This window comes from Cedecea sp. VD22 (assembly GCF_037150195.1).
In the GTDB taxonomy this organism is placed as follows: Bacteria; Pseudomonadota; Gammaproteobacteria; order Enterobacterales; family Enterobacteriaceae; genus Cedecea.
The window spans coordinates 136,159-162,521 of sequence record NZ_JBBCPX010000006.1 but is presented as its reverse complement, the minus strand read 5'-3'; the positions used below and the strand labels follow the sequence as shown (position 1 = coordinate 162,521).

General features: G+C 56.3%; 31 protein-coding genes. 8 read left to right on the top strand and 23 right to left on the bottom strand.

The genetic code is table 11. The features are described from left to right. Nucleotides 1-89 precede the first annotated feature (89 nt). Both WFK85_RS13720 and WFK85_RS13715 read left to right on the top strand, forming a co-directional pair. Nucleotides 90-419 (top strand): type II toxin-antitoxin system RelE/ParE family toxin, encoded by a 330-nt coding sequence (locus WFK85_RS13720; RefSeq protein WP_336708326.1) that lies wholly within the window; start codon nucleotides 90-92, stop codon nucleotides 417-419. Then, entirely contained in the window at nucleotides 409-711 is a 303-nt protein-coding gene (locus WFK85_RS13715; RefSeq protein ID WP_008454699.1) for an addiction module antidote protein, read from the top strand. Before WFK85_RS13720 ends, WFK85_RS13715 begins: the two co-directional genes overlap by 11 nt. 7 nt (nucleotides 712-718) lie before the next feature. Here the strand turns inward: WFK85_RS13715 and lldD are convergent, their stop codons facing one another. The 4 genes from lldD to WFK85_RS13695 all read right to left on the bottom strand — a co-directional run bounded on the left by lldD (nucleotide 719) and on the right by WFK85_RS13695 (nucleotide 4,951). Beyond that, nucleotides 719-1,861, bottom strand: a complete 1,143-nt coding sequence (gene lldD / locus WFK85_RS13710) for an FMN-dependent L-lactate dehydrogenase LldD (RefSeq protein WP_336708329.1) — start codon at nucleotides 1,859-1,861, stop codon at nucleotides 719-721. Then, entirely contained in the window at nucleotides 1,858-2,646 is a 789-nt protein-coding gene (gene lldR, locus WFK85_RS13705) for a transcriptional regulator LldR (protein ID WP_166866296.1), read from the bottom strand. The genes lldD and lldR overlap by 4 nt, the downstream gene beginning before the upstream one ends. Continuing rightward, nucleotides 2,643-4,298: an L-lactate permease gene (gene lldP, locus WFK85_RS13700; protein ID WP_166994457.1), complete on the bottom strand. Its 1,656-nt coding sequence runs from the start codon at nucleotides 4,296-4,298 to the stop codon at nucleotides 2,643-2,645. The genes lldR and lldP overlap by 4 nt, the downstream gene beginning before the upstream one ends. Before the next feature lie 257 nt (nucleotides 4,299-4,555). Then, nucleotides 4,556-4,951: a (R)-mandelonitrile lyase gene (locus WFK85_RS13695; RefSeq protein ID WP_336708332.1), complete on the bottom strand. Its 396-nt coding sequence runs from the start codon at nucleotides 4,949-4,951 to the stop codon at nucleotides 4,556-4,558. A gap of 157 nt (nucleotides 4,952-5,108) precedes the next feature. Between WFK85_RS13695 and WFK85_RS13690 the strand changes: the two genes are divergently transcribed. Further along, on the top strand, nucleotides 5,109-6,002 hold the full coding sequence (locus WFK85_RS13690; RefSeq protein ID WP_008454704.1) for a LysR family transcriptional regulator: 894 nt from the start codon (nucleotides 5,109-5,111) through the stop codon (nucleotides 6,000-6,002). A gap of 251 nt (nucleotides 6,003-6,253) precedes the next feature. On the opposite strand, the gene WFK85_RS13685 is transcribed toward WFK85_RS13690, so the two are convergent. From WFK85_RS13685 to WFK85_RS13610, 16 genes are all read right to left on the bottom strand, one after another. Beyond that, the gene (locus WFK85_RS13685) at nucleotides 6,254-6,724 is read right to left on the bottom strand and encodes a DoxX family protein (RefSeq protein WP_286180285.1); all 471 of its coding nucleotides are present in this window, start codon (nucleotides 6,722-6,724) and stop codon (nucleotides 6,254-6,256) included. Between the two features lie 19 nt (nucleotides 6,725-6,743). Then, nucleotides 6,744-7,490 carry a DNA-binding domain-containing protein gene (locus tag WFK85_RS13680; protein ID WP_336708334.1) on the bottom strand — a complete coding sequence of 249 codons (747 nt, stop codon included), beginning with the start codon at nucleotides 7,488-7,490 and terminating at the stop codon, nucleotides 6,744-6,746. Then, a complete protein-coding gene (bufB, locus tag WFK85_RS13675; protein ID WP_336708336.1) occupies nucleotides 7,487-8,323 on the bottom strand; it encodes an MNIO family bufferin maturase in 837 nt (278 codons plus the stop codon). The genes WFK85_RS13680 and bufB overlap by 4 nt, the downstream gene beginning before the upstream one ends. Nucleotides 8,324-8,339: 16 nt before the next feature. Beyond that, nucleotides 8,340-8,606, bottom strand: a complete 267-nt coding sequence (locus WFK85_RS13670; protein ID WP_008460533.1) for a BufA1 family periplasmic bufferin-type metallophore — start codon at nucleotides 8,604-8,606, stop codon at nucleotides 8,340-8,342. A gap of 91 nt (nucleotides 8,607-8,697) precedes the next feature. After that, the gene (locus tag WFK85_RS13665; RefSeq protein WP_008460535.1) at nucleotides 8,698-9,465 is read right to left on the bottom strand and encodes an alpha/beta fold hydrolase; all 768 of its coding nucleotides are present in this window, start codon (nucleotides 9,463-9,465) and stop codon (nucleotides 8,698-8,700) included. Between the two features lie 32 nt (nucleotides 9,466-9,497). Next, nucleotides 9,498-9,761, bottom strand: a complete 264-nt coding sequence (locus tag WFK85_RS13660; protein ID WP_157141438.1) for a DUF1471 domain-containing protein — start codon at nucleotides 9,759-9,761, stop codon at nucleotides 9,498-9,500. A 210-nt stretch (nucleotides 9,762-9,971) separates the two neighbouring features. Next, nucleotides 9,972-10,637, bottom strand: coding sequence for a formate dehydrogenase-N subunit gamma (gene fdnI / locus WFK85_RS13655; RefSeq protein WP_034809921.1), 666 nt, complete (start codon nucleotides 10,635-10,637; stop codon nucleotides 9,972-9,974). Continuing rightward, nucleotides 10,615-11,499 carry a formate dehydrogenase subunit beta gene (gene fdxH / locus WFK85_RS13650; RefSeq protein ID WP_008460538.1) on the bottom strand — a complete coding sequence of 295 codons (885 nt, stop codon included), beginning with the start codon at nucleotides 11,497-11,499 and terminating at the stop codon, nucleotides 10,615-10,617. Before fdxH ends, fdnI begins: the two co-directional genes overlap by 23 nt. A gap of 11 nt (nucleotides 11,500-11,510) precedes the next feature. Continuing rightward, a complete protein-coding gene (fdnG, locus tag WFK85_RS13645; RefSeq protein WP_336708339.1) occupies nucleotides 11,511-14,558 on the bottom strand; it encodes a formate dehydrogenase-N subunit alpha in 3,048 nt (1,015 codons plus the stop codon). Nucleotides 14,559-14,792: 234 nt separating this feature from the next. Beyond that, on the bottom strand, nucleotides 14,793-15,044 hold the full coding sequence (locus WFK85_RS13640; protein WP_008460543.1) for a DUF1158 family protein: 252 nt from the start codon (nucleotides 15,042-15,044) through the stop codon (nucleotides 14,793-14,795). Nucleotides 15,045-15,153: 109 nt separating this feature from the next. Next, nucleotides 15,154-15,876: a dienelactone hydrolase family protein gene (locus WFK85_RS13635; protein WP_166994465.1), complete on the bottom strand. Its 723-nt coding sequence runs from the start codon at nucleotides 15,874-15,876 to the stop codon at nucleotides 15,154-15,156. Nucleotides 15,877-16,093: 217 nt separating this feature from the next. Further along, the gene (locus WFK85_RS13630; protein WP_008460547.1) at nucleotides 16,094-16,537 is read right to left on the bottom strand and encodes a hypothetical protein; all 444 of its coding nucleotides are present in this window, start codon (nucleotides 16,535-16,537) and stop codon (nucleotides 16,094-16,096) included. A gap of 11 nt (nucleotides 16,538-16,548) precedes the next feature. Further along, nucleotides 16,549-17,430, bottom strand: a complete 882-nt coding sequence (locus WFK85_RS13625) for an alpha/beta fold hydrolase (protein ID WP_336708342.1) — start codon at nucleotides 17,428-17,430, stop codon at nucleotides 16,549-16,551. Then, complete coding sequence (locus tag WFK85_RS13620) at nucleotides 17,414-17,755, bottom strand: GIY-YIG nuclease family protein (RefSeq protein ID WP_336708343.1); 342 nt, start codon at nucleotides 17,753-17,755, stop codon at nucleotides 17,414-17,416. The genes WFK85_RS13625 and WFK85_RS13620 overlap by 17 nt, the downstream gene beginning before the upstream one ends. After that, entirely contained in the window at nucleotides 17,752-18,333 is a 582-nt protein-coding gene (locus WFK85_RS13615) for a DUF2239 family protein (protein ID WP_336708345.1), read from the bottom strand. Before WFK85_RS13615 ends, WFK85_RS13620 begins: the two co-directional genes overlap by 4 nt. A gap of 89 nt (nucleotides 18,334-18,422) precedes the next feature. Beyond that, entirely contained in the window at nucleotides 18,423-19,352 is a 930-nt protein-coding gene (locus WFK85_RS13610) for a LysR substrate-binding domain-containing protein (protein WP_008455922.1), read from the bottom strand. A gap of 178 nt (nucleotides 19,353-19,530) precedes the next feature. Here WFK85_RS13610 and WFK85_RS13605 point away from each other — a divergent pair, with 178 nt between their 5' ends. Both WFK85_RS13605 and WFK85_RS13600 read left to right on the top strand, forming a co-directional pair. Then, nucleotides 19,531-20,136: an ankyrin repeat domain-containing protein gene (locus WFK85_RS13605; RefSeq protein ID WP_336708348.1), complete on the top strand. Its 606-nt coding sequence runs from the start codon at nucleotides 19,531-19,533 to the stop codon at nucleotides 20,134-20,136. Between the two features lie 49 nt (nucleotides 20,137-20,185). Then, nucleotides 20,186-21,571 carry an amidohydrolase family protein gene (locus WFK85_RS13600; protein WP_336708350.1) on the top strand — a complete coding sequence of 462 codons (1,386 nt, stop codon included), beginning with the start codon at nucleotides 20,186-20,188 and terminating at the stop codon, nucleotides 21,569-21,571. Nucleotides 21,572-21,615: 44 nt separating this feature from the next. Here WFK85_RS13600 and uspG read toward each other — a convergent pair whose 3' ends face one another. Beyond that, nucleotides 21,616-22,047: a universal stress protein UspG gene (uspG, locus tag WFK85_RS13595; protein ID WP_008455928.1), complete on the bottom strand. Its 432-nt coding sequence runs from the start codon at nucleotides 22,045-22,047 to the stop codon at nucleotides 21,616-21,618. A gap of 188 nt (nucleotides 22,048-22,235) precedes the next feature. Further along, nucleotides 22,236-23,009, bottom strand: a complete 774-nt coding sequence (locus WFK85_RS13590; RefSeq protein ID WP_166875989.1) for an SDR family NAD(P)-dependent oxidoreductase — start codon at nucleotides 23,007-23,009, stop codon at nucleotides 22,236-22,238. A 163-nt stretch (nucleotides 23,010-23,172) separates the two neighbouring features. Between WFK85_RS13590 and WFK85_RS13585 the strand changes: the two genes are divergently transcribed. After that, nucleotides 23,173-24,081 carry a LysR substrate-binding domain-containing protein gene (locus tag WFK85_RS13585; RefSeq protein WP_336708354.1) on the top strand — a complete coding sequence of 303 codons (909 nt, stop codon included), beginning with the start codon at nucleotides 23,173-23,175 and terminating at the stop codon, nucleotides 24,079-24,081. Further along, the gene (locus tag WFK85_RS13580; protein WP_166994480.1) at nucleotides 24,081-25,367 is read left to right on the top strand and encodes a DUF445 family protein; all 1,287 of its coding nucleotides are present in this window, start codon (nucleotides 24,081-24,083) and stop codon (nucleotides 25,365-25,367) included. The genes WFK85_RS13585 and WFK85_RS13580 overlap by 1 nt, the downstream gene beginning before the upstream one ends. Nucleotides 25,368-25,398: 31 nt before the next feature. Here WFK85_RS13580 and WFK85_RS13575 read toward each other — a convergent pair whose 3' ends face one another. Next, nucleotides 25,399-25,683, bottom strand: a complete 285-nt coding sequence (locus tag WFK85_RS13575) for a hypothetical protein (protein WP_008455937.1) — start codon at nucleotides 25,681-25,683, stop codon at nucleotides 25,399-25,401. Between the two features lie 319 nt (nucleotides 25,684-26,002). On the opposite strand from WFK85_RS13575, the gene WFK85_RS13570 reads away from it, so the two are divergent. After that, nucleotides 26,003-26,344 carry a DUF1294 domain-containing protein gene (locus tag WFK85_RS13570; protein ID WP_336708356.1) on the top strand — a complete coding sequence of 114 codons (342 nt, stop codon included), beginning with the start codon at nucleotides 26,003-26,005 and terminating at the stop codon, nucleotides 26,342-26,344. The last annotated feature ends 19 nt before the right edge of the window (nucleotides 26,345-26,363 follow it).

The window sequence follows — 26,363 nt, the reverse complement described above, 5'->3', positions numbered from 1 at the left end:
ATTCGTTAGCCTGCCCTGAGAAAAATAAGCGCGATTAAATTTTGTTCGTGCTTGACCGTTGCTTTAAAGCTACACTCAGGGAGTCAAGGATGTACATGATTATGTTCTTCAAAACGACAGAAGGAAAAACGCCGTTCAAAGCCTGGCTAAAGGCGTTAAAAGATGCGAGGGCAAAAACCAAAATAGTCATGAGGATCGACCGACTTTCCTTTGGTAACCCTGGCGATCATAAACCCTGTGGACAGGGCGTATGGGAAATGCGCATCGATGAAGGGCCTGGCTATAGGGTGTACTACGGCCAGGACGGCAAAGCAGTCTGGCTGCTACTGGCGGGGGTAGATAAACGCAATCAACAGGCGGATATCGAACGTGCAAAAGAATGGTGGCTTGAACATCAAGGGAGAAAAAATGAAATTTAGCGAATTTGATCAAACGGTTATTGATATGCTCCGCGACGATCGTGCCTTCGCCGTGGAGTACCTGAAAGAAGCTTTTATTGGGCTGGACGGTGACGACGGCGAAGCGGTGTTTCTCATTGCCATGCGTCGGCTGGTAGAAGCCAGAGGTGGCTTTACGGAGATTGCCAGAGCGGCAAACCTAAACCGTGAAACGCTGTACCGCACGCTGTCGGAGCGTGGAAACCCCACCATCAAAACCACCAAAAAGGTTCTGCACGCGGTGGGGATTCATTTTTCAGAGATTGCGGGCTGACCGTACGCTATAAACCCTGGCGAACCAGCAGGTCAGGGGTGATTTCGGCAATGGACTTCGCGCCGGTGAGCGTCATCGCCACGCGCATCTCTTTCTCCATTAAGTTCAGCAGATTGCTAACGCCAGCCTCACCATGAGTGGCGAGTGCATACAGGAAAGCGCGCCCCAGCAGCACAGTGTCAGCGCCAAGCGCAATCATACGTACCACGTCCAGGCCATTGCGGATGCCGCTGTCCGCCAGAATGGTAAGATCGCCTTTTACCGCGTCGGCAATGGCGGGCAGGGCGCGGGCGGAAGAGAGCACGCCGTCCAACTGGCGGCCACCGTGGTTAGACACCACGATCCCGTCGGCGCCGAAGCGTACCGCATCGCGAGCATCTTCCGGGTCGAGGATCCCTTTAATCACCATTGGGCCGTCCCAGAATTCGCGGATCCACTCCAGATCTTTCCATGAAATGGACGGATCGAAGTTATTGGCCAGCCAGCCAATATAATCCTCCAGCCCGGTTGGTTTACCGAGATAGGTGGAAATATTGCCCAAATCGTGAGGGCGGCCATTTAGGCCAACGTCCCATGCCCACTGCGGGTGCGTCATCGCCTGGAAATAGCGGCGCATCGCGGCATTAGGGCCGCTCATGCCAGAGTGAGCATCACGATAGCGCGCCCCTGGCGTCGGCATATCGACGGTAAATACCAGCGTGGAGCACCCGGCGGCTTTCGCTCTCTCCAGCGCGTTGCGCATAAAACCGCGATCTTTCAAAACATAAAGCTGGAACCACATCGGGCGGTTAATCGCCGGTGCGACTTCTTCAATCGGGCAAACGGACACCGTCGACAGGGTAAAAGGAATGCCTTTTGCTGCGGCAGCTTTTGCGGCCTGAACTTCTCCCCGGCGGGTGTACATCCCGCAAAGCCCCACAGGGCCGAGGGCGACGGGCATAGACAGCGTTTCGTTAAACAACCGGGTTTCCAGGCTCAGCGCTGACATGTTTTTCAGCACGCGCTGCTTCAGCGCCACCTGCGCCAGATCTTCCACGTTGCGCTTCAGCGTATGCTCGGCATAGGCTCCTCCGTCAATGTAGTGGAATAAAAAAGGCGGCAGAATGCGCTCGGCGGCGGCACGGTAGTCGGTTGCTGCGGAAATAATCATCGTTTCTTTTCCCTTATTTCATCACTTGCTTCGTCCGGGAGGCGGGTAATGCGTGCCTGACGGGCTTCATCTTCCTGCAGAGTTTTGATGGTGGTGTGGACGTAGCCGAGGTGCGACTGGGCGGCTCGCCTTGCGCGCTCGGCGTCTCCGGCCAGAATCGCCTGCAATAACTCGTCGTGCTGCTCGGTTAGCCCGGCAAAAATGGCCGGGACGGTGTACATGCGCTGGCGGCTGTGCAGCACCGAAGATTGCAGCAGGTCGAAGAACCCGCGCATGGTCTGCAGCAGCACGATATTGTGGGAGGCTTCGGCAATCGCCAGGTGAAACCTGACGTCGGCCTGGGCGGCTAAATCCGGGTCATCGCTCTCTTTAAATTTGAGCGTGGCATCGAAGCAGGCGATCAGCTTTTCTTTGTCGGCCTGCGTCGCCCGCATGGCGGCGTACCAGGCCGTACTGCCTTCAATGGAGTGCCTCGCTTCGAGGATATCCAACTGGTAATTAGGGTCGCCCTCAACCAGCGTTTTCAGCGGCTGTACGATGCGCTGTTCCGACCATTGTTCGGTCTGGTAGCGCAGATAAGTGCCGCCGCCGCGCCGGCTGGCCAGCACGCCTTCGCCAATCAGCTTTTGAATCGCCTCGCGTAAAATCGAGCGCGAACAGCCCAGTTCGGCGGCCAGCTGGCGTTCGGCGGGCAACCGCATGCCCGCCTCCAGATTACGTTCTTCAATCAGCGCCTTAACACGCTCAACCATCTGGTCGGCAAGGCGCGGCACAGCTTGGGTCATGGGATCATCCAGGTTAAAACATAGGCCTGCAGCGTGGTAATCACTCCCACCATGCAGGTGAAAATCAGGCTGTGCTTCACGGTGAAGCGGAACAGGTCTGACTCTTTCCCGACCAGCCCCACCGCCGCACAGGCAATGGCTATCGACTGCGGTGAAATCATCTTCCCGGTCACGCCGCCGGTAGTATTGGCCGCCACCAGCAGAAGGTCCGACACGCCAATCTGCTGCGCGGTCGTGGCCTGCAGCGCGGCAAACAGCGCGTTAGACGAGGTGTCCGACCCGGTGAGGAACACGCCCAGCCAGCCAAGGAACGGCGAGAAGAAAGTAAACGCGTGGCCGGTATGCGCCAGCGCCAGGGCCAGCGTCGCCGACAGCCCGGAATAGTTGGAGATAAAAGCAAACGCCAGCACCATGCCAATGGAGTAAATCGGCAGCGCCAGCTCCTTGAGCGTTTCACCGAAAGTAACCAGCGCCGCTTTCGGTTTCATGCGCAGGTAAACAATTGAGATCAGCGCCGCGACCAGGATTGCCGTGCCGGTGGCTGACAGCCAGTCGAACTTAAACACCGCGGCGTAAGGCGCACTGGCGGTAACGACCGGCGGCATTTTGGCGACAAGGTTATCCAGGAACGGCACGGAGAAATTATAGACCCAGTCCGCCATCGCGCCGCCTTTGGCGAACAGTGCTTTAAACGGCGGAATACTCCACAGCGTAACCGTGGCCGTTAAAAACAGGAACGGCATCCAGGCTTTGACAATCTGCCCGGTCGTGTATTTCTGCGCAGTCTGCGCCTGCACGGTTGCAGCCGCGTTCTCGTTATCAAAGCGGAAAATGCGCACCGGCTTCCAGACCCGCAGGAACGCCGTCAGGCACACCAGCGACACCAGCGAAGAGATGATGTCCGGCAGCTCGGGGCCGATAAAGTTAGAGCTGAGATACTGGGCGATAGCAAACGAGCCGCCTGCTACGATTACCGCCGGCCAGGTCTCTTTGATTCCGCGCCAGCCGTCCATAATCGCCATGATCCAGAACAGCACAATGATCGTCAGGAACGGCAGCTGGCGGCCTACCATCTGGCCGATTTCGAAGCTGTCCAGGCCGGTAACCTGTCCGGCAACGATAATGGGGATCCCCATCGCGCCGAAGGCCACCGGCGCGGTGTTCACTATCAGGCACAAACCTGCGGCGTACAGCGGCTTAAACCCGAGGCCGACCAGCAAGGCTGCGGTAATGGCAACCGGCGCCCCAAACCCGGCAGCCCCTTCCAGAAAGGCGCCGAAAGAGAAACCGACGATCAGCATTTGCAGGCGCTGGTCCGGCGTGATCGACAGGATAGAGGAGCGAATAATGTCGAACTGCCCGGTTTTGACCGAAATTTTGTAGACAAACACCGCAGCCACAATAATCCAGGCGATGGGCCACAGGCCGTAGAAGAAGCCGTACACCACCGAGGCAAGCGCGCGATCCACCGGCATGCGGTATAAAAACAGGGCAACCAGCAGGGCGAGAAATACCGTGATCGTTGCCGCTTTGTAGCCCTTCATCCGCAGCTTAATCAGCGCGAAGAAGAAAAACAGAATAGGGAGCGCGGCAATCAGGCTCGACAGCCAGATATTCCCGAGCGGGTCGTAGAGTTGGGGCCAGACTTGCATGCAGGTGTTCTCCAGGGTGAGGCGTTTATCGTTTTTTATTAGATTGGTAGGACCAATTTTGCTTTGTAGAGAAAATGATGGCTAATGGTTAATCTTGTGTTAATGAAAGGCAACGACCTGACGAGTGTTTATCAGCGTTTTGTAGAAAAGGGCACGTTTTTAGTTAGATTGGTAGGACCAAAAAACGGCTCTCCTGGCGGGAGAGCAGTGAAGGGAGAAAGCGATTGCCGGGGGGATGACAACGCAGGTTTCGCGGCTTACTTTTTGTATTGCTCGTCACTGACTTTTTCCAGCCACTCAACGGGGCTGCCGTTTAAGGACTCCGCTATGGCGATATGCGTCATTGCCGTCTCCGGCGATGCGCCATGCCAGTGTTTAACGCCTTCAGGTATCCATGCGATATCGCCCTGATTCAGCTCCTGAATTTTTTCGCCCCATGCCTGAAGCCAGCCTCGCCCCTGGGTGACTATCAGCGTCTGGCCGAGGGGATGAGTATGCCAGGCCGTGCGTGCCCCCGGCTCAAAGGTGACAATTGCTCCGCCAACGCGGGCGTTTTCAGTGCCACTAAAAGGCGAATCAATGCGTACTGTGCCGGTGAAATAACTTTCCGGGCCCTGCTGTGAAGGTTGTGAACCGCTGCGGATAATTTTCATCAAATGCTCCAGTCGAGAAGGTCATCGTTCGTTGTCATACGGTAGTCCCGAACGCTGTAGAGAACTAGCCAGGGAAAAGTACAGGAGCTTATGAATCCAGTTCATTAATCTCGCTATACTGGGAATATTCTGTTCCTTAGTGAGGCTTGTTTCGGCCATGCTGAAAGAAAACTTCAACGATCTAATGTCATTTATCGAAGTGGCACGCGAGCGCAGCTTTACCCGAGCAGCGGCAAAGCTTGGCGTGTCCCAGTCCGCGCTCAGCCACGCGATTCGTGGTCTTGAGGAGCGTCTTCAACTGCGCTTACTGACCCGCACCACGCGCAGCGTCGCGCCCACTGAAGCCGGTGAAAAGCTGCTTGCCAGCCTGTCGCCTCGCTTTGCGGATCTTGAAAACGAGCTGGTTGCGTTGAGTGAAATGCGTGCGCGGCCGGCGGGCAATATTCGACTCAATGCGGCCGAACACAGCTTGCAGTCGGTTTTATGGCCGGTGTTGAAAACTTTCCTGGTCGACTACCCGGACATCAATGTAGAAATCAGCGTGGATAACGCCCTGACCGATATTGTCAGCGGGCAGTTCGACGCCGGGATTCGTCTCGGCGAGCAGGTGGCAAAAGATATGGTGGCCGTGCGCGTTGGCCCGGAGCTTACTATGTCGGTCATTGGTTCTCCGACCTATTTTGCGAAACATGGCTACCCGGCGACGCCGCAGGATCTCCAGCAGCATAATTGTATCAATATGCGGCTGCCTACCCTGGGAGGACTGTATGCGTGGGAATTCGAAAAGGACGGGCGTGAGCTGAAAATTCGCGTGGATGGGCAACTAACGTTCAACAGCCTGAGCCAGCGCATTGATGCCGCGCTGCAAGGTCTCGGCCTGGCATTTGTGCCGAGCGACACGGTTTCCGATGAGCTTGCCGAAGGGCGGCTGGTCCGGGTTCTGGAGTCCTGGTGCAAACCGTTCCCAGGTTATTACCTTTACTACCCCAGCCGTAAGCAGCACACGACCGCGTTCTCCCTGCTGGTGGATGCGCTGAGATACTCTTCCTGAGCCGTTGGTGATAAGAGGATTTTATTCTGGTTCAGCGACATCAAAGCCCGAAGACGCGCAGACCCTTTTCCTGGCCCACTTCGTAACTCATTGATTTATCCATTCAGCAGAGTCGTGTCCCAAAAAGGACAGGAAGGAGAAAAGAGACAGCTTTATCAGTTTCAACAAGGCGTTAGCTGTGAAAAGCTCTTGTTCACTGCCGTACAGGCAGCAGGCGAGGCGCGATAGATGAAGTGCCTCGCCTGTTTTTCTCATACCAGCCTCAGAACCCTGTCCAGCGACCAGCGGCCAGCGCCACGGGCGATAACCAGCAGCAGTAATCCGCCCCAGATCAGGTGCGTGGGCCATGCGTCCGGGTAGACAAAAATTTCAATCACCAGGGTCATAAACAGCAATCCCGTTGCAGCGAAGCGTGAAAATAATCCCAGCACCAGCAGAACAGGGAAAGTATGTTCGGCCAGCGTGGCCAGGTGCGCGGCGATATCATAGGGGATAAGCGGCAGCGCATATTCGGTGCGGAACAGCTCGTAGGTGGACGGTTTTAGCGTCATAAACCCCGTGACTTTTGTGCGGCCAGAAAGGAAGAAAACGGCGGCAACGCCCACGCGGGCTATCAGCAACAGCAAGTTGTCGCCGACGCCTCTCTCGATGCGATCCCAGAGTCTATTCCATAGCGCTCTCACGCCTTGTTCTGTCATGTGTTGTTCAGATACTTTCATCATTTATCCTCAAAAGGTGTGATTAAAATGCGGCGAACACGCCGCGACTAAGCAGGTTGCTGAAAAAAGGGCCGAGGGCGAGGGCTGGCTCGGCAGCCAGGGCCTGTTCGCTAGCCTGATCGAGGGTTGCCCCCAAGCGGCAGGCAGTCAGGAAGACCGATCCGCCCTGGCTTAAGGGTTCGGCAAAAATGCGCTGCTGGTGGCGAACCAGCAGAGCGCCTTCGCTCTGCCAGTGAATCGTCTCCGGCGCGGCGGTTTGTTCGCGGTTGAACGCCCAGAGCGTGAACACAGGCAGCGTGGGGTGCCAGTACCAGCGAACGCTGTCCCGCAGCCGTAATGATGTGGTGCCCAGGGTACCCGCCGTGGTGTTTGCCAGTGCATGCACGTCCAGCGGGGCCGAGGCCGGGGCACAAAACACCTCCAGCCACAGCTTGTCCAGCTCGGCCACGGCGCTTAAATAAGTCAGTTCTTTGGCCGGAGGATAAGCGCTAATAAAGGCGGGGAAGGCGTCGCCATAGCGAACCAGTTCACCTTCGTATGGGGGGCGTTCAAGCGCATAGCCGCGCGCCATTTCACGGAAAAAATCGGTTCCGGTAAGCCTGGATACGCTGGGGAAGTTAGCGTCCAGGGCGTCAACGCAGGCTTTGATCACGCTGTTGCGATAAACGGCAATACCGGGCTGATGCTGAAGATGGCTTAGCTCGGATCTAGCCTCACCGTATAACAGGCCAATAAATGCCTCGTGGTAGCGGCTTAACTGAGTGCTCATACGGCGGCTCCCATTGTGTCGAGGATGCGCTGGGCACGCTGCTGTTCGGCCAGCAACACGTTAAACGCAGGCAGGTTGTCATCCCGTTCAATAAGCGTGGGTTTTGCTCCCGCCCGCTGAATCAGTTGCGTATACAGCCGCCAGACCTCCTCGGATATTGACTGGTCGTGGCTGTCGATCAGCAAATCGCTGCCCCCTTCGTCGGGGCTAAAGCCCGCCAGGTGGATCTCAGTCACACGTTCGACCGGGAAACGGTTCAGCCAGGCTGCGGCCTCAAAGCCGAGGTTGTGGGCTCTGAGCCAGACGTTGTTCAGATCCAGCAGCAGGCCGCATCCGCTCCGCCGGCTGACTTCGTCGAGAAATTCGATTTCATCCCATTCGTGTTCCGGCATCTGCAAATAGTGCGTAGGATTTTCCAGTGAAATCTGGCAGCCCAGCGTGTCCTGCGTGCGGTTAATGTTGTCAATAACGCGGTGCATCACCCGCGTTGTCCTCGGCACCGGCAGCAGGTCAGGATAATAAATCCCGTTCCAGCGCGACCAGGCGAGGTGCTCGGAAACAAGCGCTGGCTTGATGTCAGTCACTAGCGCTTTTAGCTGCGCGAGCAGTTGGGCGTCCGGTGGCTCGTCACCGGCCAGTGAAAGCGAAACGCCGTGCAGCGAGATCGGGTGTTGCTGGCGGATGGCCACCAGCCACTCTCTGCGCGGGCCACCCGCCATGAGATAATTTTCACTGTGAACCTCGAACCAGAGAGAGGATGGACTGGCCCAGGCGTCGGCGTAATGCTCGGGCTTAAGGCTTAATCCGGCGCCTAAAGAGTGTGTCATCGTCATGGGAGTGGCCCTTTGATTAGCCTTCGGTCAGCGAGCCGTGGCCATTCGGCGTCTGGATCGCGGTGCAGGTCCCCGCTGGCACCATTTTGTAGGCATTTTTCTGGTAATCGACTTTGGAGGTGCCCGCGCAGGTGGTACCGGCGCCGGCCTTACAGTCGTTGTCTGCGGCTTTGGCAATGCCAAAACAGCGCTCAAGGTTTGGCCCGGTTAATTCAGCGGCAAAAGATGCCGCGCTGAAAGAAACCAAAGACAGGGCAATCGCGGACATAGCAATACGGTTCATCGTGTTCTCCAGATAATTAAAATGAATTTAGGGACGGCAATCATCGGCTATTTATTGAGAGCGTTATTTCCTCCTCATTGAATAAGACGCATTAATTTCCCGACGTAATATTCACGGCTTTAAATATCGTGCGGGCGACATTTTTCGGGTCATACAGCATCGGCACATGGCTGACCGGTAACTCGGTGACGTGGGCGTGAATTTTCTTCGCCATCGCTCGCTCCAGATCCGGGTTGATCATCCGGTCATTGCTGCCGACCAGGAACCAGCTCGGTTTCTGCTGCCAGGCAGCGGTGGTCACTTTTTCGGTAAAGCTTGCGGCGGCGATCGGCATCTGGGTGATGCCAATAATGTTCTGCGCTTCAGGCGTCGCATCCTGGGCAAAATCGGTGGCGACGGCCTTCGGATCGAGGCTCAGAAAGCCGTCCGCACCCTTGATGATTTTTGCGCTGCCGGGCGGGGCCGGGAAGCTGTTGGCCAGATCGGCCGTGGACTGACCCGGCGATGGTGCAAAGGCATTGATGTACACCAGGCCTTTCACTTTCGGATCGTTACCCGCCTCGGTAATCACCGTCCCGCCCCAGGAATGACCTACCAGAATAACGTCGCCTTTGGCACGGGCGATGGCGCGTTTGGTCGCCGCCACGTCGTCTGCGAGTGAGGTTAATGGGATCTGCGCGGTGATGATTTCGTAATGGCGCGTTTGCAGAACCGGGATCACCTGCTCCCAACTGCCGGTCGCGTCGGCGAAGGCGCCGTGCACTAACACGATGGTGTGCTGAGTTTCCGCCTGGGCGGCAAATCCGGTCATCAGGCCAGCCGCAGCCAGCGCCAGCAGCGTTTTACGCGTGGGTTTCATCTTCTTTTCCTGTTTTAGGGGGAGGGAATAAATCAGCGGTAAATATCGGCGCTGCCGAAGTAGCTGTTGTTGCCGCCGGCGGAGACCACTCGCCAGGCGCTGGCCCCGGCTTTTTCAGCTTTTGCAGCCAGTTTTTCATTGAGCTGATCGAGAGACAGCGTGGTGCTATCGCTTTCTGTGACGGTGCCAATTTTGACCAGGCCCTGAGCGCTGTGGACTTCTTTGGCAGCAAAGGCAGGCGCTACAGCAGCGGCCAGGACGAGCGGGAGAATAACGGTGCGGAACAGTTTCATCATAGGCCTCACATATCGGGTCGTTGAATACGTTGCCGCCTGAAGGTGGCGGATGCGCTTATTTAACGCCTGGTTTGTATGTGGGCTGTGTCAGAGGGAAGGGGATTTGTTTTGTTATTTAGCCGTGGGCGGCGTGGATACAAAACAACACAATTCTTTTGTGCTGAGCCGGGATAACCCCTCTCCCCGAGCGGGAAGAGGGGAAACGAGCGGTTAGTTTATGCCTTCCCGGCTCTCTTTTTTGGCTTCTTCAGCCTCGATGGCGCGATACCAGCGCGGGTGGTGCTTCTTCGCCCATCGGCGGCTGACTTTGCCAATGACCATGCCTTTAATCGATCCTTTCACCCAAAACGCCATGTACATATGGATCAGGATGGCGTGGATCAAAATAATGGCTGAAGCGGCGTGGATAAGCAGGCTGTAGCGAATCATCCACATTGGGAAGTAGTGCGCAAACCAGGGCCGCCAGATAATAATCCCGGTCACCAGCAGCACGAAGATCATGCTCATGATGCTCCAGAACATCATCTTCTGCCCGGCGTTGTACTTGCCCACGTCCGCCACTTTATGCTCGTTGCCTTTCAGCACCTCAACAATGCCCTTCAGCCAGGGGAGATCCTGCTTGTCGGGAATGTTGTGATGCACGAAGCGCACGAACATAAACATCAGCGCCACAAAGATAGCCACGCCGAAGAACGGGTGCAGAATGCGCCCCATCTGCGGCGTGCCGAAGGTTTCCGTCAGCCATTGCAGCGTCGGGAAGAACAGGGCAATGCCGGACAGCGACACGAGGAAGAAGCAAATCACTACCGTCCAGTGGCAGGCACGGTCGATGAATTTGGTTCTGACGATCATCTTACTCATGCTTGTCCTCCTCATCTTCGTCCACCTCTTCGTTCGGCCCGATCCCGACATAGTGGAAAATCAGGGCCGCGAAGGTAGCAACAAACCCGGCAGCCGAGAGCGGCTTCAGAATGCCTTTCCACAGGTTGATTGGGGTATCAATCTTCGGCTCTTTCGGCAGGTTGTGGTACAGCTCTGGCTGGTCCGCGTGGTGCAGCACGTAAACGACGTGTGTGCCGCCCACGCCCTGCGGGTTGTAAACGCCCGCCTGTTCAAAGCCGCGTTTTTTCAGCTTCTCAACGCGCTGCTCTGCCATGTCCAGCATCTCTTTGCGAATACCAAAGCGAATCGCACCTGTCGGGCAGGTTTTCACGCAGGCAGGTTCCTGGCCTACGCTAACGCGGTCAACGCACAGGGTGCATTTATACACGCGGTTATCGTCTTTGTTCAGGCGAGGGATGTTGAACGGGCAGCCCGCGATGCAGTAGCCGCAGCCGATGCAGTGCTCCGACTGGAAGTCTACGATGCCGTTGGCGTACTGAATAATTGCCCCAGCGGACGGGCAGGCCTTGAGGCAGCCCGGATCTTCGCAGTGCATACAGCCGTCTTTGCGGATCAGCCATTCCAGCTTGCCGTTTTCACGGGTTTCTGAAAAACGCATCAGCGTCCAGGACTTGGCGCTCAGGTCAGCGGGGTTGTCGTATACCCCCACGCAGTGGCCGACTTCGTCGCGGATATCGTTCCACTCCGAGCAGGCCACCTGGCAGGCCTTGCAGCCGATACAGCTTGTGACATCGATGAGCTTGGTGACTTCTTCCTTGAAGTCACGTGCTTGCGGCGGCGGGGTGAAGCTGTTGGTCGCCGAGCGTTTGATAATATCCTGAGATTGCATGGACATTGTTTCCTCCCTTACGCCTTCTCAATGTTGACCAGAAACGCCTTGTACTCCGGCGTTTGCGAGTTGGCGTCACCCACCGACGGCGTCAGGGTGTTGGCGAGATAGCCCTTGCGGGCCACGCCTTCAAAGCCCCAGTGCAACGGGATCCCGATGGTTTCGATTTCCTGGCCGCCCGCCTGCAGGGTTTGCAGGCGTGGCGTCACCACGGCCACGGCTTTAATAAAGCCGCGTTTGCTGCTGACTTTCACCCGATCGCCGTGCGCAATGCCTTTCGCTTTCGCCAGCCCTTCGCTTATTTCTACGAACTGTTCCGGCTGCACGATGGCGTTCAACCGCGCGTGCTTGGTCCAGGTGTGGAAGTGCTCAGTCAGGCGATAAGTGGTGCCGACATACGGGAACTGCTGCCTGTTACCCATGCGTTTAGCGTCCGCTTCGTACAGGCGCGCCGCCGGGTTGGAAACCACTTTCGGGTGCAGCGGGTTGGTGCCCAGCGGCGTTTCAAACGGCTCGTAGTGCTCCGGGAACGGCCCTTCGGCAAGTTTGTCGAGGGCAAACAGACGGCCCAAACCTTCCTGCTGCATGATGAACGGCCCGACGCCGCTGTCCGGGGCGGCGGTGCTGAAGTCCGGGATATCGTTCCCGACCCATTTCGTACCGTTCCACTCAATCAGCATACGTTTGGCGTCCCACGGCTTGCCCTGCAGATCTGCCGAGGCGCGGTTGTATAACACGCGGCGGTTCATCGGCCACGCCCATGCCCAGCCCAGCGTATTACCCAGCCCGGACGGATCCGCGTTGTCGCGGTTTGCCATCTGGTTGCCTTTACTGGTCCAGCTTCCGGCGTAAATCCAGCAGCCGGAAGCCGTGGAGCCGTCATCACGCAGCAGCGCGAAGGAATCAAGCAGTTGGCCTTTTTTCGCCAGCAGGTTGCCGTTGGCGTCAAACAGATCTTCCAGCGCGTAGCCGTTGCTCTCCTGAGCGACTTCTTCGGACTCGGGATGATCGGGCTGCTCGTAGTGCCAGCGCATTTTCATCAGCGGCGCAATACCTTTGCCGCCTTCGGCCTGGTACATCTGGCGCAGCCGGTGGTAAAGTCCGGCAAGGATCTCCCCGTCATTCAGCGCTTCACCCGGCGCATCCGCGCCTTTCCAGTGCCACTGTAGCCAGCGGCCCGAGTTGGCGATGGAGCCATCTTCTTCCGCAAAGCAGGTGGACGGCAGGCGGAACACTTCGGTCTGGATTTTCGCCGGGTCAACGTCGTTCATCTCGCCGTGGTTTTGCCAGAAGTTGGAGGTTTCCGTCACCAGCGGGTCGATAACCACCATGTACTTCAGCTTGCTCAGGCTGGCGACAACCTTGTTTTTATCCGGGAATGAGGCGACAGGGTTAAAGCCCTGGCACAGGTAGCCGGTGACGAGGTTGCGATCCATCATGTCGAAGTACTTCAGCACGTCGTACGCCTGATCCCACTTCGGCAGCCAGTCAAAGCCCCAGCCGTTCTCTTTCTGCGCGTCGTCGCCGTAGAAGGTTTTCATCAGGCTGACGAAGAACTTCGGATAATTCCCCCAGTAGTTCACCTGGCCCGGCAGCGTCGCTTTTGGCGTGTTGGCGGCCAGGTAACCGTCGAGCGTGGTTTGCTTGTCGGACGGTAAAGAGAGGTAGCCCGGCAGGCTGGTGGACAGCAGGCCGAGGTCGGTCAGGCCCTGAATGTTGGAGTGGCCACGCAGCGCGTTGACGCCGCCGCCCGCCATTCCCATATTGCCGAGCAGCAGCTGGATCATCGCCATGGTGCGGATGTTTTGCGCGCCCACGGTGTGCTGAGTCCAGCCCAGCGCGTACAGGAACGTAGTTGTGCGATCGACTGCGCTGGTGGAGGCCAGCACTTCACAGACTTTGAGGAAATCTGCCTGCGGCGTGCCGCAGATATGCTCGACGACGTCCGGCGTGTAGCGGGAAACGTGCTCTTTGAGCAGGTTCCAGACGCAGCGCGGGTCGGTTAGCGTGTCATCTCGCTTCGCAAAGCCGTTTTCGTCGAACTGATAATTCCAGGTGGTTTTATCGTACTGGCGCTTTTCTTCGTCGTAGCCGCTGAACAGGCCATCTTCGAAGCTAAAGTCCTCACGCACCAGCAGGGCCGCGTTGGTGTAGTGTTTGACGTATTCGGCGTTGATTTTGTTATTGGAGATCAGGTACAGAATCACGCCCGACAGGAAGGTAATGTCGGTGCCGGAGCGGATCGGCGCGTAAATGTCCGCCACCGATGCCGTGCGGGTGAAGCGCGGATCGACCACGATCAGCGTGGCGTCGTTGTTGTTTTTGGCTTCCATCGCCCAGCGGAAACCGACCGGGTGGGCTTCAGCGGCGTTACCGCCCATCACCATCACCACGTTGGCGTTTTTGATATCAACCCAGTGGTTGGTCATCGCACCGCGACCAAATGTTGGAGCAAGACTTGCTACCGTTGGTCCGTGTCAGACGCGCGCCTGGTTATCTACCGCCAGCATGCCCAGCGAGCGGGCAAACTTCTGGGTTAACATGCCGGTTTCGTTGCTGGCCGCCGAGGCGCACAGCATCCCGGTAGAAAGCCAGCGGTTAACCGTCACGTTCTGTTCATTTTTCTCGATGAAGTTGGCATCGCGGTCGTCTTTCATCAGGCGGGCAATACGGGAGAACGCCTCGTCCCAGCTGATGCGCTGCCATTTGTCTGACCCAGGCGCACGGTATTCTGGGTAACGCAGGCGATTATCGCTGTGAATGTAGTCCAGCAGCCCCGCGCCTTTCGGGCAAAGCGCGCCGCGGTTGACCGGATGATCCGGGTCCCCTTCAATATGGAAAATGCTGGATTTGGCATTTTTCGAGCCATCCCCGAGGCTATACATCAATAAACCACAGCCAACAGAACAGTAAGTACAGCTATTGCGAGTCTCTTTTGCACGCAGCAGCTTGTAGTTGCGCGTTTCCGCCAGCGCGGCTTTTGGGACAAAGCCCAGCACCGCCGCCGTTGTACCTGCCATTCCGCCGGCGCAGATTTTGAAAAACTTCCTGCGACTGACGTTCATCGTCACCTCATTGTTATGACGTTTTTAGTACGGGCGAAAATAGCAGCTATAGCCATTCAGATATTGCGTGAAATCAATTCGATAAACATTGGGTAGGTGATTACCCCTTTGGTATTAGTGGTTATTTGACGGAGATAACACTGGCGTGTGCCCGGGGCAGAGAAAAGGGGAGTAAAGCGGCGTGGTTAGAGGCGGTGCCGTTTATCAGGGAAACGGCACGAGGCAGGCGTTGAGTCAGATGCGGGTGATTGTGAACCAACGGCGCCAGATAAAGCGCAGCAGATAATATTCAATGGTGCCCAAAGCGAGGAACCAGATGCAGAACAGGATCACGTAAAGCTGGCTAAGGTCGACCAGGTGGAAAGTGTCTATCAGCTTTTGTGCCAGCGTCAGCGTTAACGCCGGGGCCGGGAGCAGCAGGCATGACAGAAAGGCCAGCAGCAAAATGCCGCCCGCGCTCAACAGCGCTTGATGTGGATGGTTCATGACGTTGTTAGCCTGAAGTTAAAAGGCTATTGTCCGGGAAAGTGCACCCAGGTGTAAACCATTTGAGAAAGGGTAAAAAAGCGGCCCCTGCGAACAGAGGCCATCATCATCAGTTAAAAACGTTTTGCAGCAGCGTGTACATCTGGGTGAAAGCGCGTTTTGCCACTTCCGGGTGGTATTTCGCGACGCCTTCAACGTTCGCGCCCGGGTCGGTAAACGAGTGCACGGCACCGGCGTAGCTCACCAACTGCCAGTCTACCGATGCGGCGTTCATTTCGCTGACAAACTCGCTCAGCTGCTCGCGCGGCACCAGCGGATCTTCCGCACCGTCCAGCACCAGAATAGAGGCTTTGATCTCTCCGGCGGCGTGGGTTTTTAGGGTATTCAGCGTGCCGTGGAAGGAAACAGCCGCTTTGATATCCGCGCCGCTTCTTGCGAGCTCCAGCGCGCAGTGCCCGCCGAAGCAAAAGCCCGCTACCGCCAGTTTGCTGCCGTCGACGGCGGCAATTTTCTGCGTGGCAAGCGTGTCTAACGCGGCCTGCATACGGCCTACTTCCGCCGGGGTGTCCTTCACGCCCATCATCAGGGCACCGGCTTCATCGGCGTTGGTAGGGTGCTTGCCCTGGCCATAGAGATCGGCGACTAGCACGACATAGCCCTGGGCGGCGATCCCTTTGGCCTGTTCAACCGCTCCAGCGCTCACGCCCATCCAGTTAGGTGCGATCAGGACGCCGGGCCGCGCAGCGCTTTGGTTTTCCTGGTAGACCAGTACGCTTTCAAAGGTTTGATTCTCGACTTGATAAGTAACGGGTGTTGAAATAATTTCTGACATCAGAATTAACCCCTAAATAAAATTTATTGGTCGGCAGGTGAAGTCTAATTAATTTCATAATGCTAACAAATTAGCAATTTATTAAATTTACAAGCGCATGAAATGCTATTTAATTTAATTTAAAAAACGTTTATTTGTTAGCGATAAATAATTTATGTGAATAATTGTAATTAACGATGTTCGGGCAGGGAATATCCATTCTATCTCCAGGCCTTATTCACATTAGGGCATCACGCTGCGTCATCGGTAACAGGCGAGAGTCTTCCAGCGCCGCCGTGCGATGGCCAATTCCCTGCATACAGGCTTCATTATTCGCGAAGGCCAGAAAAGCTTCGGCACTGCTCTGCCGCACGAGCATGGCGCAGTCCCAGCGTTCATCCTGCGGGCCAATCAGCCAGCTGTCTGCGGCGCCAAAGAAAATAATGTCCCCGCCGCTTTGGCGTAAAAACGGCAGCGTGTGCTGTATATAGCGCTGAAAAGCTTCCGCGCCGCTAATCGGGCTAAGCGGCATTAATTCCGGGGTGGCTGAGTAATCCGCCATTGCCCTAAAACGCAGGAGGTTGAGCATATAAACCTCCCCGTAAATTTGTTTCATCACAAAATGTCGCGCGGCCTGCGGGGTGGGCTGCAGGTAAGGCGTCGTGTTTGAGGACGTGACCATAATTATTCCTGTTATTTTCCAGCGGCAAAATGAGCGAGAAGCAGAGAGGCCACGTCTTCTTCCAGCGCAGGAGGAATTTCATGCCCCATGCCTGCAATGAGCTGCAATTTTGCGGCGGGGATCGTCTCGGCAATGTCCTGCCCGGCTTCTACGGGGAAGAGGGGATCGTGAGTGCCGTGAAGCACCAGCGTGGGGGCTACGATCTGTTTTATCTCCTGACGAAGATCGCCTGTGGCCGCCATCGCTGCAATCTGACGTAGCATGCCTGGCACAGAACTGGCGCGCGCCAGCGAGGTTTTTAGCAGCACCGTGTAGTACTCCTCGTCAAACGGGAGGTGCGTTGAGGCAATGCGCCTGAAGAACGCGAGCTGCTGCTCAAGCCAGGCGCTTTGGTGCGAATGCGGATCGGGCTTCGGCCCCATTAGCATTGCCATCACATCCGGGGCCGGAGGCGGGAGCTGAGGATTGCCTGTGCTGGACATGATAGCGCACAGAGACAGCGTTTTTTGCGGATATTGCGCGGCAAACAGCTGGGCAATCATGCCGCCCATAGAGCGCCCAGCAATGTGCACCGCCGGAATACCGGCGTTGTCCAGCGTGAGGGCAACGTCCGCCGCCATGTCCCGGAGCGTATAGGCGATGGGGATCCTTTGGCCCTGGGAGAGCGCCTGCAGGTCGGGCACGCCCGCGTGGTTCAAGGAGGGGGACAGCCCGCAGTCGCGATTATCGGCCCGTAAAACATAGAAACCTGCGTCGGCCAGCCGCTGGCAAAAGCGCTGCGACCAACTGATGCTCTGGCTTCCCAGCCCCGGCAGCAGGACTATTGCCGGGTGTTTTTTATCACCGAAGCCGTCGAAGTAGAGGGAGACCGGCAGGTTAGTCGCTGTGTTCATGGGCGATCCTCAGTTTTTTCTGCCAGGCTTCCAGCAGATTTTCCAGCGCGGCTTTAACGTTTTGCTCATCCGGCTTGACCTTTTCAAGCACGGTGAACTCGAAAGCGGACTCACCATACTGGTTCCAGGCCAGCTGCAGCGCCTTATTGCGGTGCTGCCCGAACTTCAGTTCAAACAGATGGCGGTTTAACACGCCCTGAGCGTTTGCGGCGCTGGCGAGCAGCTTATGGCCGGTTTGCGTATTGGCTATCAAATAGATGCCCGCCGTGGTCGGGCTGTCTTTATAGCTCTGCTTCAGATCTTTTTTGTTTGGTGTCCCAGTCATTTTTTGGACTCCTGCTTGCCAAAAGCTAACGTTGCCGCATAGCGGCGAATATCCTGCGGCCAGCCTTCCATCGCGGCGTTGAAGGCCGCTTCGTCATCGGCAAACAGCGCGCGCAGGCAAGTTTCATACTCCGGCAGATCGCCCGCCACCTCGTGCATAAACTGGTAGGCGCTTTCGTGCCTGCGGCGCTTGTTGTCCGCCGGTTCGCTGGCTTTTCTGGCCTGTTCGATCAGTCGACGTAAGGTTGCAGAAGCGCCGCCCGGCTGCGTGGCCAGCCACTCCCAGTGGCGGGGCAGCAGGGTGACCTCCTTCGCCGATACGCCAAGCTTAGGCCTGCCGCGAGTTTTAACCGCAGCGGTCTCTTCGGTTAGCTGTTCGGCCAACTCCGGGTAAGCCGCAATGACGCTGGCTTCGTCCCCGTTGACGTGGATATCCAGCCGTTTGCCGGTCTGGTCATGGAAGATAAACACCGGCTCGTTACCGATTGGCGTGGCCTTTAGCTGCCGCAACAGTTCGTTCAGGCTGCCGTGGGCAATCAACTGCCGCTGCATAAAGGCGGTAAGGGTGACAGAAGACATGGGTGACCTATTTTATCCGGGTAAAAATAGCAGACTATCGGGGTAGCCCGACCTTGTCAATTATACCCGGGTAAAATAGGTGGGGGAGGTCAGGCCTGGTGCATCAAGTCCTGATACAGCTCTGCGAGCACGCCGCCGGGGCGAAATTGCTGTTTGATCCAGCGAGTAACCTGACCCGTCGCCGCGTGCTGTGTGGCAAGCAACATGCGGGAATGCTGGCGTGGGTTATGGACCTGGCGGGTCACCAGCAGGCCGTTTTCTACCTCGCGACGCGCCATGTAATCCGGCAAAAAACCGATGCCGTCGCCTAAAATCTGGCACTGGCATTTGGTCGGGAAGTCCGGTACCACCAGGGTTTCCTGGCCGTGCAGCAGCCAGCCCACTTTTTTATTAATGGTGGAGGCGGTGTCTTCCACCATGATATTCGGATACAGCCTGAGCTGGCTTTCGGGGATCGGTTCCTGTGCCGCGGCGAGAGGGTGATCTGGTGCGATAGCGAACGCCCAGCGGATAACGCCAATCTCCGTGTAGTCAATGCCGCCCCCGCCCAGCAGCGCATCCGGCGCGCCGATGGCAATATTCACCTGATTGTTGAGCACCGCATCCCAGACGCCGTTGTACACCTCGGTGGTGACGGCAATCTGGCAGCCGGGAAACTGCTTTTTCAAAATATTCAGCAGTCTGGCCGTGTGCTGAGGCGTGTACAGCAGATGGTTAATGCAGATCCTGACTTTCGCTTCAATGCCCTGCGAAATGGTCTCAATGCCCCGCCGGATCCCTTGAAAATCATTCAACAAGTCGCTGGCCTTGCGGTAGAGATAGATCCCGGATTCGGTCAGCTCAATGCTGCGGGTGTTGCGGATAAACAGCGGCGCATCGAGCCACGTTTCCATGCGTTTTATGGTGTAGCTGATGGCGGAGGTGGTAACGCCCAGCTCTTCGGCAGCCCGGCTGAAGCTGCCGTAGCGGGCGGCGCAGGTGAAAGCCTGCAGGTTCTCTTCGGTAAAGATGGAGTGCATTCCGGGCTCCCTTCGATGACGCGTGATGCGGGGAGTTTGACACATTCTGAAAAAGATTATTAAAACACATTCAACAATAGCGGCATCAGCGATGAATCTTTTTTAAGCGGATGTTTTTCCCGCCAGGGCGTTGTTATTCTCGAATTTCGGCCATAACCGCGAACGACAGGAGAACATGATGTCTGACAACGAGCTGATAACCGGGTTTTTGACGGCGGCTTTGAACGGGGACGCGTCAACGCTGAAAGCATGCGTGGCGCAGGGCGTGGATATTAACGTCACCAACCGGCAGGGCAGAACGGCCATCACCATCGCCAGCCTGAACCAAAAATATGACTGCGTGGCGCTGCTTATTGAGGCGGGTGTGGACATTAATCAGCAGGATGAAACCTGTTTTAATCCCTTCCTGATTAGCTGCCTGAATAACGATCTCAAGCTGTTGCGCCTGTTGCTACCCGCGAAGCCTGACATGACTCGCTTAACGCGTTTTGGCGGGGTGGGTATTACGCCTGCCAGCGAGAAAGGCCACGTCGAGATTGTGCGCGAGCTGCTGGTGCATACCGAGATTAACGTCAACCACACCAACTTCCTCGGCTGGACGCCGCTGCTTGAGGCCATCGTGCTGAACGACGGCGGCAAAAAGCAGCAGGATATTATCTCGCTGCTGCTGGAACACGGCGCCAACCCGCACATGACGGATAAATACGGTAAAACGCCGCGGGAACTGGCCGAAGAAAAAGGCTACCGCGAAATCGCTCAATTGCTGAGAGAAGCGGGCGCTTAGCCGCTGTATGCCTGACAACCACCATCACACTCTGGGTAGAAAAATAATAATGACTGAGATTGAGAAAAGCCGTCGCGACTTTATTAGCGGAGGCGGCAAGGTCGCCGCAGCCTGCGCGCTGTTTGGGGCTAGCGGCACCGCAGCCTGGGCCGCGAAAACACCTGCAACCGCCTGTGAGAGCAGCCACCAAATGAATGCTATCAGCGAAAAACACTATTACCTCGACAATGTGCTGCTGGAAACCGGGTTTAATTATGAAGGCGAAACCGCCGTCAGTACCCGCACCGAACTGCACACGTTAGAAATCAAAGACGGCAAAATTGCGGCAGTTCGTGCCAATAAATCGCACCCTGACGGCACGCTGCGCAGCTATGACGCCGGGAGTAAGCTGTTGCTGCCGGCGATGCGCGATATGCACATCCATCTGGACAAGACGTTTTATGGCGGCCCGTGGCAGGTACATAACCGCCCGGAAGGTACCACCATCATGGATATGATTGCATGGGAGCGTAAAATTCTGCCGGAGCTGCAGCCCTACACCCGCGAGCGCGCCGGCAAGCTTATCGATCTTATCCAGTCCAAAGGGTCGACGATTGCCCGTAGCCACTGCAACATTGAGCCGGTTTCCGGGCTGAAAAACCTTGAAAACCTGCAGGCGGTGCTGGCGGAGAGAAAGTCAGGTCTGAACTGTGAAATCGTGGCGTTTCCGCAGCATGGCTTGCTGCTTTCAAAATCTGAACCGCTGATGCGCGAAGCGATGCAGGCCGGGGCCCACTACGTAGGGGGGCTGGATCCAACCAACGTGGATGGCGCGATGGAAAAATCCCTTGATACCATGTTCCAGATAGCGCTTGATTACGACAAAGGCGTGGATATTCACCTGCATGAAACCAGCCCGGCGGGCGTGGCGGCGGTGAATTACATGGTGGAAACGGTTGAGAAAACCCCGCAGCTTAAGGGAAAACTGACCATCAGCCACGGTTTTGCACTGGCGACCCTTACGCCGCAGCAGGTGGATGATATTGCCACGCGCATGGCTGCCCAGCAGATCAGTCTCGCTTCTACGGTGCCCATCGGGACTTTGCATATGCCGCTGAAGCAGCTCCAGCAAAAAGGCGTGCTGGTGATGACCGGCACCGACAGCGTGATCGATCACTGGTCGCCGTACGGGCTGGGCGACATGCTGGAAAAAGCCAACCTGTATGCGCAGCTCTACGTTCGCCCGAGCGAGTTTAGCCTGTCGCGTTCGCTGGCCATTGCCACCGGCAATGTTTTGCCGCTGGATGATAAAGGTAAACATGTGTGGCCGAAGGCGCAGGATGAGGCGAGTTTTGTGCTAGTGGATGCATCATGCTCAGCGGAAGCGGTGGCGCGTATTTCGCCGCGTACCGCGACCTTCCATCAGGGCAATTTAGTCTGGGGAAGCGTGATTTAATGCGAGGTAGAATAGCCTGCAAAAGCAGGCTATTTATTGACACTTTACCGAACCACAAAGACCGGGAAGCGGGCATGGCGAATAATGCTGGAAGCGTTGGAGCCGAGCAGGTGGGTGGAAATAGACGGGTTCTTCGAACCTACAATGATCACATCCGCATGAATGTCCTGTGCGACTTCGTTCACTTCGTCCCTCACCGAGCCGTAGCGAATCTCCAGCACGACGCGTTCTTTAGGCAGTGAGAAGTGCCCGCGCAATTCTTCCATCTTTTCTTCGGCGTTTTTCTTCAGGTATTCGTCGAATTTACGGATGTCAGAGGAAAAACCGTGGGTATTAAACAGCGGGGATTTAGGCAGAACGTACAGAAGGTGGATTGTGCCCTCAGACTCTTTCGCCAGATATTCGGCATGGCGAATAGCTTTATCCGTGAGCTCCATTTCAAAAACATCCACCGGCATTAAGATGGTTTTATACATCGTTCAGCTCCTTTTGGTAACGTTTCAACCATTCTGGCACTAACGATGCGGTTTCGCCGTGATCTGGCGGGGAAATAAGGCATTTATCCCCTCGCCCTGGAAGGGAGAGGGGATAACCAATGTTTCCCAGGCTTTTATTTTCTCCCTCATCCCTTTGGAGAGAGGGCTGGGGTGAGGGGCGATCGCGCCTAGTTACGACCCGCCATCACGCCGCCGTCAACGTCCCACAGGGCACCTGTCACCCAGGTAGTATTGTCGGACAGCAGGAAGCTCACTACTTCGGCAACGTCGCGTGGCGTACCTACGCGGCCAATCGGGTGGAAGCTATCAAAGCTGCCCATCACGCCCGCCACATCCTCTTTAGGAATGAAGCCTTCATAAATTGGCGTATGCACCACGGCCGGAGAAACCGCGTTGACGCGAATACCGTGCGAACCCAGTTCAATGGCAAGATTCTTCGTCAGTGCATGCAGACCGGCTTTCGCCATGGAGTAGGCGGAAGATGGTGTTGCGCCGATGGCCTGCTGCGCCCACATGGAACCGATGTTGACGATAGAACCTTTGATCCCGGCGGCAACCATGTTTTTCACCACTTCGCGGGTAATGAAGAAGGTCGCACGGTTGATGTTCATGTACATGTCGTAATCCGCCTCTTCGTGTTCGGTAAAGGCTTTCGGGAAGAAGACCCCGGCGGCGTTCACCAGCAGGCTAATGTCGCGGTGCTCGGCGTTAATCACGTCCATCACTTTATGCATCCCTTCGCTGCTCATCAGGTCTGCGACGATGACGGACACTTCCCCGAGGGCAGACAGCGCCTGGCGTGCCTGTTCGGCTTTCTCCGCGCGATTCCCGACCAGCACAACTTTCCCGCCGTTTTCCAGCACCTGACGGGCGCTTTCCAGACCCATACCACTGGTGCCGCCAACAACTAAAAGTTTCTTACCTGCGAATGATGTAGACATGATGACCTCGTTTCTCTTTGCTTAATAAGGTGAAGCAGCCTGCCTGGCGCTTCGGAATGGCGACAGAATGCCAAACCTATTTCGGCCTGGCGAAGCATAAGAACTTGCATATCGAGAAAGAAAAACTATCTTGTCGGTATGTCGTCCTTGTCGAAGAGAAAATATGAGATCGCTGAATCGCCTGAAATGGCTGCACGCCTTTGAAGCCACGGCGCGCCACGGCAGTTTTACCGGCGCGGCGGAAGAGCTGGGCGTAACGCCCGCCGCTGTGGGCCAGCTTGTTCGTTCCCTGGAGGAGTGGGTCGGCCATCCGCTGCTGCACCGCACGCGCAGCGGCAAAGAAAGACTTACGCTGGTGGAGGAAGCAAGGGAGGCGCTGCAGGACATTACCGTTGGGCTGGACAGCCTGGAGCAGGGATTGAATAAGCTGCGAGGTGCCAGAGCCCGCGCGGTGGTGGTGATTACCGCTTCTCAGGTACTGATGATGAACTGGCTGATGGAGCGCCTCAACCGCTTTTCCGAGGAGCATGACAGCATCGACCTGCGCCTTAACGTCACGGAAAAACTGACCGATGTGCTGCACGGCGAGGCCGATGTCGGCATACGCTGCGGTCCCGGCAACTGGCCCGGTTTACAGTCAACGTGGTTAATGGACGAAGAGGCGGTGATTGTCTGCAGTCCGCATTTGCTGACTGGCGTCACCGAAGCTGACTGGCTGTCAAAACAGAAGCTTATTTATGATGATACACCGCATCCCGGGGCGAATTTCCCGGAGTGGGAAACGATTTCTCAGGACATTGGCGTGGCGTTGTGTGAGCAAAACGGCCTGCACATTAACTCTACGTCGGCCGTTATCCTGGCTGCCCTAAGCGGGCGTGGTGTGGCGGTGGTGCGCAAAGCGCTGGTCCAGCAGCTGATCGAACTTGGGCAGCTGCGCCAGCTTTTCCCGCAGCACAAATGGCCGCTGACCTGGTCCTATTTCATCGTGCGTTCAGAGCGCTCCAGTCGACGCCCGGAGGTGACGCTGTTCCATGACTGGCTGGTGGCAGAGACGGGCGCTACGCTTAAGTAATGGAAAAACTCATCGAATTAAAGCGCGCCAAACGCCTGGCGCTCTCACTTTTGCTGATTGCCGCCGCGACGTTTGTCGCCACTTTGTTCTTGCCGCCTAATTTCTGGGTGAGCGGCCTGAAAGCGATTTCTGAAGCGGCGATGGTCGGCGCCCTGGCCGACTGGTTTGCGGTGGTGGCGTTGTTTCGCCGCGTACCGATCCCGTTTATCGCCCGGCATACCGCCATTATTCCGCGTAATAAAGACCGTATCGGCGAGAATCTCGGCAAGTTCGTGCAGGAAAAGTTTCTGGATACCCAGTCGCTGATTGACCTGATTCGTCGCCATGAGCCGGCGCAGATGATGGGGAGCTGGTTCCGGCAGCCCGAAAATGCTCAGCAGGTAGGGCGGCATATGCTCAAGGTGATGGAGGCTTGGCTGTCTCTGACCGATGACACGCGGATTCAGGGGCTGATTCGCCGGGCGGTGCACAAAGCTATTGATAAAGTCGACCTCAGTTATTCCAGCGCGCTGCTGCTGGAAAGCCTGACCAAAAACAACCGTCATCAGGCCTTGCTCGACTCGGTCATAGCTCAACTGCTGGCGCTGCTCGAGAAACCGGCCAGCCGGGAATTTATTGCCCGCCAGATCGTCCACTGGCTGGAAACTGAGCACCCGGTTAAGGCCAGAGTGCTGCCCACCGAATGGCTGGGCGAGCAAAGTGCAGAGCTGGTGTCCGACGCCGTTAACTCTCTGCTGGATGACGTGAGCCAGGACAAAACGCATCAGCTTCGCCGGGCATTCGATCGCGCCGTGCAGCGGCTTATCGACAGCCTGAAACATGACCCGGAAATGGCGGCTAAAGCGGAAACGATCAAAAGTTACCTGAAGGAGGATGAGAAGTTTAATCTCTACCTCGGCGAGCTTTGGAATGACCTGCGGGGCTGGCTGAAAACAGATATCGCCCGCGATGATTCGCGGGTGCAAAAGCGCATTGCCGAAGCGGGGCAATGGCTCGGGGAAACGCTAACGGCCGATGCTTCGCTGCGTGCCTCGCTGAATGAGCACCTTGAGCAGGCTGCCCGGCATATCGCGCCGGACTTCTCAGCTTTTCTCACCCGGCACATTACCGATACGGTGAAAAGCTGGGACGCAAAAGACATGTCGCGGCAGATTGAACTCAACATCGGCAAAGATCTGCAGTTCATTCGCATTAACGGCACGCTGGTGGGGGGCTCGGTCGGACTGGTGCTCTATTTACTTTCACAATTGCCGGGCGTGATTGAGGGCTGGGGGCTGCGGTTTTAAGGCACAGGGCGCGAGGCCCTGTGCAGCGTGGTTAGCCCTGATGAGGCATCAGTTTTGGATCACCGGCAAAAGCGGGTTTACTGCTGCTTAGAGCCTGTTCGTCAGCGCCTATCGAACCGCTGTTATCCGCCCAGACACCTTCCTGAGTTTTGCTGATTGCCTGATGCTGGCCGTTAAGGTTTTGCCCCATGGCGGCAATGTGCTGGCTTTCTGTTCCACCGCTGTTGTCGGCCCAGGGAATGACGGGGTCGGCCGCTGCGGCGAATAAAGGCAAGCAAATCGAGCTGGCAAGCAGCATTTTGATGGCTTTATGCATGTTATTCACCTGCTGACATTAGCGTTTTGGGTGCCAGCTCCGGAGGAGATGGCGGTACCGATAAGTCTACTGCGGCGAGAAATATGCGCTGGCGAGGAAAAGTAAAAGAGCGTGTCATTTGCCACAATTGCTTACCGACGATCTCAAACTATTCAATAAGATAGACAGTGAATATGTTTCTTGTGAAATAATTAATTCGCTAATGATAATGGCCGTGATTTATTAAGTGACTGAACCGCCCAACAACCCGGCAGGACCCATGAACAATTTTTAGGTATCATTTCGTCTTATTTTCAATGGGATATTACTGCGGTAACTGATGAACCTTAACCATTTCTGCTATTGTCTTCTGATGCTCGCCGCGCTGGGTAGCGCTTTTATGCCTCACTCTTTGGGCATGTGGTTTGTACTGGTGAATGTGCTCACGCTGCTGGTTTACGGCGCTGACAAACTGGCTGCGGTAAAAGGCTGGCGGCGCGTGCCGGAGGCAACATTGCTTCTCTTTGGGCTGACGGGCGGTTGGCCCGGGGCGATTCTGGCTCAGCAAAGTTTTCGCCATAAAACTCAGAAACAGCCGTTCAGACGCTGGTTTTTTATTACTGTGATAATAAATTTAATTGCCGTTATTGTCGTGGAATATGAGTTTTATTTACCCAGGTAATATTAATTTTGTATGTTCA

Bases quoted from the DNA above. Each gene is read 5' to 3' on its own strand.
- WFK85_RS13720 (WP_336708326.1), top strand. From the start codon at position 90: ATGTACATGATTATGTTCTTCAAAACGACAGAAGGAAAAACGCCGTTC.
- WFK85_RS13715 (WP_008454699.1), top strand. From the start codon at position 409: ATGAAATTTAGCGAATTTGATCAAACGGTTATTGATATGCTCCGCGAC.
- lldD (WP_336708329.1), bottom strand. From the start codon at position 1,861: ATGATTATTTCCGCAGCAACCGACTACCGTGCCGCCGCCGAGCGCATT.
- lldR (WP_166866296.1), bottom strand. From the start codon at position 2,646: ATGACCCAAGCTGTGCCGCGCCTTGCCGACCAGATGGTTGAGCGTGTT.
- lldP (WP_166994457.1), bottom strand. From the start codon at position 4,298: ATGCAAGTCTGGCCCCAACTCTACGACCCGCTCGGGAATATCTGGCTG.
- WFK85_RS13695 (WP_336708332.1), bottom strand. From the start codon at position 4,951: ATGAAAATTATCCGCAGCGGTTCACAACCTTCACAGCAGGGCCCGGAA.
- WFK85_RS13690 (WP_008454704.1), top strand. From the start codon at position 5,109: ATGCTGAAAGAAAACTTCAACGATCTAATGTCATTTATCGAAGTGGCA.
- WFK85_RS13685 (WP_286180285.1), bottom strand. From the start codon at position 6,724: ATGATGAAAGTATCTGAACAACACATGACAGAACAAGGCGTGAGAGCG.
- WFK85_RS13680 (WP_336708334.1), bottom strand. From the start codon at position 7,490: ATGAGCACTCAGTTAAGCCGCTACCACGAGGCATTTATTGGCCTGTTA.
- bufB (WP_336708336.1), bottom strand. From the start codon at position 8,323: ATGACGATGACACACTCTTTAGGCGCCGGATTAAGCCTTAAGCCCGAG.
- WFK85_RS13670 (WP_008460533.1), bottom strand. From the start codon at position 8,606: ATGAACCGTATTGCTATGTCCGCGATTGCCCTGTCTTTGGTTTCTTTC.
- WFK85_RS13665 (WP_008460535.1), bottom strand. From the start codon at position 9,465: ATGAAACCCACGCGTAAAACGCTGCTGGCGCTGGCTGCGGCTGGCCTG.
- WFK85_RS13660 (WP_157141438.1), bottom strand. From the start codon at position 9,761: ATGATGAAACTGTTCCGCACCGTTATTCTCCCGCTCGTCCTGGCCGCT.
- fdnI (WP_034809921.1), bottom strand. From the start codon at position 10,637: ATGAGGAGGACAAGCATGAGTAAGATGATCGTCAGAACCAAATTCATC.
- fdxH (WP_008460538.1), bottom strand. From the start codon at position 11,499: ATGTCCATGCAATCTCAGGATATTATCAAACGCTCGGCGACCAACAGC.
- WFK85_RS13640 (WP_008460543.1), bottom strand. From the start codon at position 15,044: ATGAACCATCCACATCAAGCGCTGTTGAGCGCGGGCGGCATTTTGCTG.
- WFK85_RS13635 (WP_166994465.1), bottom strand. From the start codon at position 15,876: ATGTCAGAAATTATTTCAACACCCGTTACTTATCAAGTCGAGAATCAA.
- WFK85_RS13630 (WP_008460547.1), bottom strand. From the start codon at position 16,537: ATGGTCACGTCCTCAAACACGACGCCTTACCTGCAGCCCACCCCGCAG.
- WFK85_RS13625 (WP_336708342.1), bottom strand. From the start codon at position 17,430: ATGAACACAGCGACTAACCTGCCGGTCTCCCTCTACTTCGACGGCTTC.
- WFK85_RS13620 (WP_336708343.1), bottom strand. From the start codon at position 17,755: ATGACTGGGACACCAAACAAAAAAGATCTGAAGCAGAGCTATAAAGAC.
- WFK85_RS13615 (WP_336708345.1), bottom strand. From the start codon at position 18,333: ATGTCTTCTGTCACCCTTACCGCCTTTATGCAGCGGCAGTTGATTGCC.
- WFK85_RS13610 (WP_008455922.1), bottom strand. From the start codon at position 19,352: ATGCACTCCATCTTTACCGAAGAGAACCTGCAGGCTTTCACCTGCGCC.
- WFK85_RS13605 (WP_336708348.1), top strand. From the start codon at position 19,531: ATGTCTGACAACGAGCTGATAACCGGGTTTTTGACGGCGGCTTTGAAC.
- WFK85_RS13600 (WP_336708350.1), top strand. From the start codon at position 20,186: ATGACTGAGATTGAGAAAAGCCGTCGCGACTTTATTAGCGGAGGCGGC.
- uspG (WP_008455928.1), bottom strand. From the start codon at position 22,047: ATGTATAAAACCATCTTAATGCCGGTGGATGTTTTTGAAATGGAGCTC.
- WFK85_RS13590 (WP_166875989.1), bottom strand. From the start codon at position 23,009: ATGTCTACATCATTCGCAGGTAAGAAACTTTTAGTTGTTGGCGGCACC.
- WFK85_RS13585 (WP_336708354.1), top strand. From the start codon at position 23,173: ATGAGATCGCTGAATCGCCTGAAATGGCTGCACGCCTTTGAAGCCACG.
- WFK85_RS13580 (WP_166994480.1), top strand. From the start codon at position 24,081: ATGGAAAAACTCATCGAATTAAAGCGCGCCAAACGCCTGGCGCTCTCA.
- WFK85_RS13575 (WP_008455937.1), bottom strand. From the start codon at position 25,683: ATGCATAAAGCCATCAAAATGCTGCTTGCCAGCTCGATTTGCTTGCCT.
- WFK85_RS13570 (WP_336708356.1), top strand. From the start codon at position 26,003: ATGAACCTTAACCATTTCTGCTATTGTCTTCTGATGCTCGCCGCGCTG.